This is a genomic window from Brochothrix campestris FSL F6-1037 (assembly GCF_000525915.1).
Taxonomy (GTDB): Bacteria; Bacillota; Bacilli; order Lactobacillales; family Listeriaceae; genus Brochothrix; species Brochothrix campestris.
This window is the reverse complement of record NZ_AODH01000017.1, coordinates 33,787-40,085: the sequence shown is the minus strand read 5'-3', so window position 1 is coordinate 40,085 and position 6,299 is coordinate 33,787. Positions and strand designations below refer to the sequence as shown.

Annotated in this window: 7 protein-coding genes and 2 pseudogenes; 6 read left to right on the top strand and 3 right to left on the bottom strand. The window is 39.2% G+C overall.

All coding sequences use genetic code 11. The features are described from left to right. The 6 genes and pseudogenes from BCAMP_RS13785 to BCAMP_RS04580 all read left to right on the top strand — a co-directional run. Positions 1 to 223 (top strand): annotated as a pseudogene (locus BCAMP_RS13785) (IS30 family transposase); the annotation flags it as partial. 117 nt (positions 224 to 340) lie between these two features. Continuing rightward, complete coding sequence (locus BCAMP_RS04600) at positions 341 to 664, top strand: hypothetical protein (protein WP_156921139.1); 324 nt, start codon at positions 341 to 343, stop codon at positions 662 to 664. Positions 665 to 760: 96 nt separating this feature from the next. Then, positions 761 to 1,123, top strand: coding sequence for a hypothetical protein (locus BCAMP_RS04595; RefSeq protein WP_035314045.1), 363 nt, complete (start codon positions 761 to 763; stop codon positions 1,121 to 1,123). A 21-nt stretch (positions 1,124 to 1,144) separates the two neighbouring features. Next, complete coding sequence (locus BCAMP_RS04590; protein WP_035314042.1) at positions 1,145 to 1,690, top strand: hypothetical protein; 546 nt, start codon at positions 1,145 to 1,147, stop codon at positions 1,688 to 1,690. 53 nt (positions 1,691 to 1,743) lie between these two features. Then, positions 1,744 to 2,907, top strand: a complete 1,164-nt coding sequence (locus BCAMP_RS04585) for a hypothetical protein (protein WP_035314040.1) — start codon at positions 1,744 to 1,746, stop codon at positions 2,905 to 2,907. A gap of 333 nt (positions 2,908 to 3,240) precedes the next feature. Beyond that, entirely contained in the window at positions 3,241 to 3,876 is a 636-nt protein-coding gene (locus tag BCAMP_RS04580) for an ABC transporter ATP-binding protein (protein ID WP_035314039.1), read from the top strand. Positions 3,877 to 4,046: 170 nt separating this feature from the next. On the opposite strand, the gene BCAMP_RS04575 is transcribed toward BCAMP_RS04580, so the two are convergent. From BCAMP_RS04575 to BCAMP_RS04565, 3 genes and pseudogenes are all read right to left on the bottom strand, one after another. Then, positions 4,047 to 4,748, bottom strand: coding sequence for a sensor histidine kinase (locus BCAMP_RS04575; RefSeq protein ID WP_035314038.1), 702 nt, complete (start codon positions 4,746 to 4,748; stop codon positions 4,047 to 4,049). 195 nt (positions 4,749 to 4,943) lie between these two features. Next, positions 4,944 to 5,583: pseudogene (locus tag BCAMP_RS04570) on the bottom strand (ABC transporter ATP-binding protein). 10 nt (positions 5,584 to 5,593) lie between these two features. After that, on the bottom strand, positions 5,594 to 6,292 hold the full coding sequence (locus tag BCAMP_RS04565; protein WP_198015707.1) for an ABC transporter permease: 699 nt from the start codon (positions 6,290 to 6,292) through the stop codon (positions 5,594 to 5,596). Positions 6,293 to 6,299: the final 7 nt, after the last annotated feature.

Below are 6,299 nucleotides of genomic sequence, written 5' to 3'. Positions count from 1 at the left end.
CACACATCCTTATTCCTCTTGGGAACGTGGCACCAATGAAAATCATAATGGAATCATTCGAAGATTCATTCCAAAAGGACGTTCTGTCAGTGATGTAAGTGATCAACTTGTCCAAAGGATTCAAACATGGATGAATAATTTGCCACGTCGGATTTTAGGATTTCAAACACCAAAAGAGCTATTTTTAGAAGAAATTACAAAACTTCAGCTGTTCACAAATTAAAAAGTAAACTTACTATCATGATTCGGCACGTGGTGGCTAACTTATTCTTGCAATTCATGAAATTAAAATACTGTCTAGCTATATTTTAATTTTCACTCTCGCTCTGTTTTTTTTTTTGTGGCTCACCCTAAGGTTACAAGTATCACGCAGCCACAACAAATACTTAATGCGCACATGGATGCCGCAAAAGCTACAATTGATGTTTACACTGATTTACCCTTTTATAAAAGCCTTACAAGTTATTGGTGTAACAACAATCAAACAGATTCAGCTATGTTAGAAGTTTATTTATCTGTCTCGAATGATTTCTCATTAACCAACAAAGAACATCTGCAAATTAATGCTTCTGTGTTTGATTTAACTAAAATCAAACGACTCAACTTTTATGATGAACAACATACACTGATAAAAACAATCAAAGTCATGCCTAGCGCGCTTTAATTATTCACCCTTAATAATTTTTAAAGTCTATTTACCTTGTAATTAGCTATTCGATGTTTTAGACTAAGTCTATCAATTATAAAGGAGATGATTTTCATGATTAACTTTCCAGTGAAGTGTTTTTTCCTTTTCCTCATCCTCAGTACATCCATCGTCCCTCCTGTTAACGCACAGACTCTGTCTGATTCAATTAATATTGACCAGACACCTACAGATATCAATCGGATAGAAATAGATGCCGGTGGTGGGAAATTCCGATACATGGTTCAAATGTCAATAATATTTCAATACAGACAAAAGAGTGAATACGATCACTCTAAAAAAGAACACCGGACGACATCGATGATGAACGATGTTTATTCCTATTCACCATGGGTTAAAGCAAAAAAAACGGCAAAAGCTCAGACTGCGTGGTATTGGAGTTATAGCTCTAATAACTCTTATTGGTCAACACGTTAATAAAGAAAGGGTGCATCCCTAATGAAAAAAGCGTTACTCCTTAGTTTCACTACCATTGCTTTGCTCTTGTTCTTCTCAACACGCTTTTTTTTAACAGTTCAACAAGCGCAGCACTACCAAGCAGTCAAAGATAATCGCTCCTATAACGTGACATTTGCGGATAACGCTGATGTCATCGATACACACTCGTGGTCACAACAATTAAAGACACTTAGTCAGACCTATCAGTTTAATCTTTATAAAATAGCCGCGCGCTCAAACGCGACGACCCAAGTCGTCTATGCTCAATTAACGCAGAATAAGCAACGAATTCTGGCTGAATTAGACCTTGAAGCGATTGGAAATAGCCATTATAGTAATCGGAACCACCTGTTTTCAGCAATGAATCAGTTGGTTCTTTTACCTTTGAATCAAATGACAGACGACGACCTTAAAAGTGGCAACTATCGCATTCAACGAAGTAAGACTTCGCCAGCAATCGAAATAATCGTTGCACATATCCAACAAGAAACAGGTGTTGCCATTACCATCGCGCCCCACCTCAAACGGGAGGAAGTCCCCCTATAATTGGGGCTCAAGCCGCTATTTTTCTTAGCCTCGTTTTAACAGTCCTCATTTTAATGCTCCTGTTAATTTGTGATTACTACATTAACTACCGCCACAATAGCATCAAATTAATGCTCGGTTTCCGGCGCTTTTCTCTGTTACATGATATTCTCCGCAAACAGTTGCCCTATACCCTACTCATTCCATTGGTGGCGCTTTCATTCGCCCTGTTCGATTATTTTTATCATGGAATTCAGCCAGCCTTTAAGGTTGCTTTATTTGCGATTTCCCTCGGTTTACTTGCCTTCATTATTAGCTATATCATCCTCAGCATTGCCCTCAGTCTTTATCCTTTTAACGCCCGCTCACTCAAAGGTGATACTCCCCTCAAACGAATGGTACAATTGCTTCTTGGTGCAAAACTATTCATCAGCCTTCTATTACTACTGCTTTTACAACTAGGCTATCAACAATTTTATTATGTCGTGACAGAACAAGCAAAAACAGACCGTATCATCACTGCCGTCGCTCATCATTATTACTTACCACTACGGTTCGCCTTAACACAAAAGGCCGACGAAAAAGCAATTTTGAGCCAACTTGTGCGTCACAATCAACTGTTTGCTGATTATTACAAAGAAGGACTCTTACTTTTTTATCCAACCTCTGACACCGACGAACAATTACAGGAAAATCGTTACTCACCAGGTCATGAACCTTATACAACGAATGAGGTCTGGGTCTCACCTGACTACTTGGCGCTAAACGATATCCGCGATACGAACGGACAAGCACTCCACTTTAACAATGACGATGACACGCTCATCACGCTCATACCCTCGCACTATTATTCGCAACGCGCACACATCAAAAAAGCGATTGAAGAAGAACATCGCTTCCAAAACATTGAATTAGGACAGGCCTTCGGTTTAAAAAGCAAGCCTGAACCACTACATTACCGCTATATTGAAATTCTCGATAATCAGCCATTACTCACCTTTCTTCCCTATCAACGTCCGCTTAAAAATCCCGTCATTAAAGTGTTAACTGTTCAAAATGTTGATCCGAACTTATCGGCCTATGCGGATAGTATGAGTGGCAACGCAAACAGTTTTTTTGTTGGAAACCCCTCAACAACGCATGCATCACTCAAAAAAATCATCCGAAAACACGGGTTTCAAAAAAACGTATCCCCAAATCATTCCTGCTCAGCATTATCTCAAAGACAAATTGAGTGATTACAGTAGCCTTTTACGCCTGCTTGGCACATTGCTCGGAGTCTTAAGCTTGCTTTATTTACTGCTAACCTTTGCCTTCACTCACCATTATTTATTGCTCCATGTAAAAAAAAACCAGGTACTGCTCCAACACGGCTACTCGCTGACACGCTTGTTTGCCCCACTCTTCCTCATCGCTTGCCTTCCATGGCTCGTACTACTTTGTTACAACTTATTTGGGACACATAAGGTCATTTATAGTTGGCTGTTTTTCACACTCGCATTGTTGGAGTCCGGTTTGCTCTATTGCTACCTCTACCGTATTAAAAATAGTTTACTGAAAGGAAGTCGGCAATGAAACTCACCTTACGTCACGCAACCAAACGCTTCGATGATAAAATCTTATTCAAACAGTGCTCCTTCACGATTCCATCTGGCAGCTTTGTCGCCATTAAAGGTAAAAGTGGTGCTGGAAAATCCACCTTACTCAATTGCCTCGCCTTAATTGAACCCCTCACAAGTGGTCAATTATTGTTCGATGAAACCGATGTTACCATGCTGTCCTGGTCTAAAAAAAGTCGCCTTTACCGCCAGGACATCAGTTTTATCGTCCAAGACTTCGGCTTAATGCCCAACGAAACCGTCATGGAAAATCTTATCATCGCGCTAAGATACGAACGATTATCCGCTAAAAAGTGCAAACAACGTTGCCTAGCTGTGTTATGCAAGGTTAATTTAGCTGACACCCTTCTTGATGAACCGATTTTCCGTTTGAGTGGTGGCGAGCAACAACGGGTCGCCATTGCTCGCTGCTTACTCCGACAACCACGCCTATTATTTGCGGATGAACCAATTAACGCCCTCGACCGTGATAATGCTGCCGACATCATGAGATTGCTCCAAGCGATTAATGCGAGTGGCTGTACAGTTGTGCTAGTCACACATGATGATACGTACGACAACTGCTATGATGATGTAATCTATTTATAAAAGTGAAAGCAACCCGTTAGAAGCAAACAGCTTGGAAGAAAAAGGTGAGCGATTATTTACCGTCGCAAGCCTTTTTCTGAAAGGTGAAAGCTTCTGGTTGATTGAACTGGACAATTAAAAGTGAAAGCAACCCGTTAGAAGCAAACAGCTTGGAAGAAAAAGGTGAGCGATTATTTACCGTCGCAAGGAGCACTCTTAAGGCTGATTTCCGCCGTGAAGTAATTGTTGGCTTGATGATCAATCGTAAAGACATAGGGTGTATTAATTAAAATCGTTTTGATTATATAAATACCTAAGCCCGTTCCTCGCTCAGAGCCAAAGGCCATAAACGGCTCACCAATTCGATTCCAATTAATCTTCCCTTTATCTTCAAACTGATTGGCAATGATGATGCGATCAGCTAATACGTAAATTTTAATTGCCGTTCGCTCGACTGTATAATGAATGGCATTGCTCACTAAATTCGACAAAATTTTCTCTAACATTTTTTCATCGAGCTTCATATAAAACTCAGTTTCAATCGTTCGTTCAACCGTCAACTGCTTATCATCTAACAACACATCATAGTTGGTAATGACACGATCTAATACTCGTGAAACCGCACTTTTCATATTATTACTTGCTAAATATTTTCGTTGTGTCACAAATAAGATTTCTCTGATAAGTTTTTCTAAATTAGTCATTTGTTGATTGACCTGCCCAATTACAGTCCGATTGGCATCGTCCAATTGCAATTCATTCAACAACAGCTTGGTCGACATCAACGGTGTTTTCATTTCATGCGTAATGCCTTGTAAGAGTGCTAAATTTGACTGTTCTAATGACTTAACGACCTGCATTTCTGTTTCGATTTTTCGCTGAGATTGTTCCAATGAGGCATATAACTGTTTGACCTGCTGTTCAATATCGTAATATTATCTTCAATAATCAAAATGTTTTTAGACATCGTTTCACCTCTTTATTTCAATCTAACAGACTCACTTTTACAGTACAACTAACTCCCCTCGTACTACGATAAAAACAGCCAAGCGATGTTATCATCGACCTGGCTGTTTTGATACATCAGCTTAATCTTTCAACACAACTAACTCCCCTGCCTTTAACGTTAAAACGATATCGGTTTGATTCGCTAGTTGGCGATCGTGCGTCACCATAATAATACATTTACCTTCTAATTTTAAATGCTCGAAGATTTCCAACACATGTTTCGCATTATTTTTATCAAGATTTCCCGTTGGTTCATCAGCAATAATTAATTTTTCATCTAAGGCGACCGCCCGTGCAATCGCTACCCGTTGCTGTTGACCACCTGATAAATCAGCACATTTTTTCTCTAACGTTTGTCCCACAATTCCAACAGATTTCAAAATTTCTTTTATCTGCGCGATTGTTTTCACTTTAGCATGAATGTCGAGTGCCAATCGAACATTCTCAACCGCTGATAAGTACGGTACTAAATTAAAGGCTTGAAAAACATAGCCGATTTGGCGACGGTAACAATCGAAGTTCGTCACTTTTTTTTGTTTGATACCAAATTTCACCTGTTTGTAAAAAATCCAATCCTGATATAACGGATAAAAACGTGCTTTTACCAACACCAGATTCCCCTACAATCGCGTATATTTTACCCGCTTCGAACGTAAAACTAATTTGATTCAACACCTGTTGCTCATGATAATGATGTGAGATTTTTTTTATTTCTAACATAGTATTCCTCCTATTCTTTCGTCGATAATATTGTTGTTGGACTTTTTTTCAGTAGACGCATCGTTGGTATCAAGGTCGATATCGCCGTAATTACAAGCGTAATCAAGAATACAAAGAGGGCACCTGTGATATCCAGCTTATTTTTTTCATCAATTCCTGTATCAGCATCTAATTTTGTACTCGTGTCTTCGACATAATTCGGCCCTTTTGGCATGCCCGTATTGGCACTGTCATTTTCACTAATGGTCGTCGACATTTCTTCATTGACAAAATTGGTCGCCAGTGGGGTTGTTACAAAACTAGCCACCCCAAAACTAATAATAAAAGTTGCGATGAGCACAAAGGCCACTTCTAAAAACATCTGGGCTAAGATATTCACTTTTTTCTCACCTAGCGCCAGTAATAGGCCAATTTCTCTTTTTCGTTCGCGTAATGATAACAGCATCACCAAACTGATAATTAAGGCTGCCACAATAAAAATAACAATTTTCAATGTCGTAAACATGCTAATCAATTTATCAATCATTTCACTAATCGTTTTAAATTCACCATAACTGCTCTTGAACTCAAGCCAACCATAATCACCGCCATCAGCTTTCATTTCGGCAATAAACTTATCCGTATCAGCGGGATCCTTAAGTTCTACTTTAATCTTGTCATAGCCTGTAAAGGGTGAAGGTGCTTGACCTGCCAAGTTTTCTTTTTTCAATGTGTTA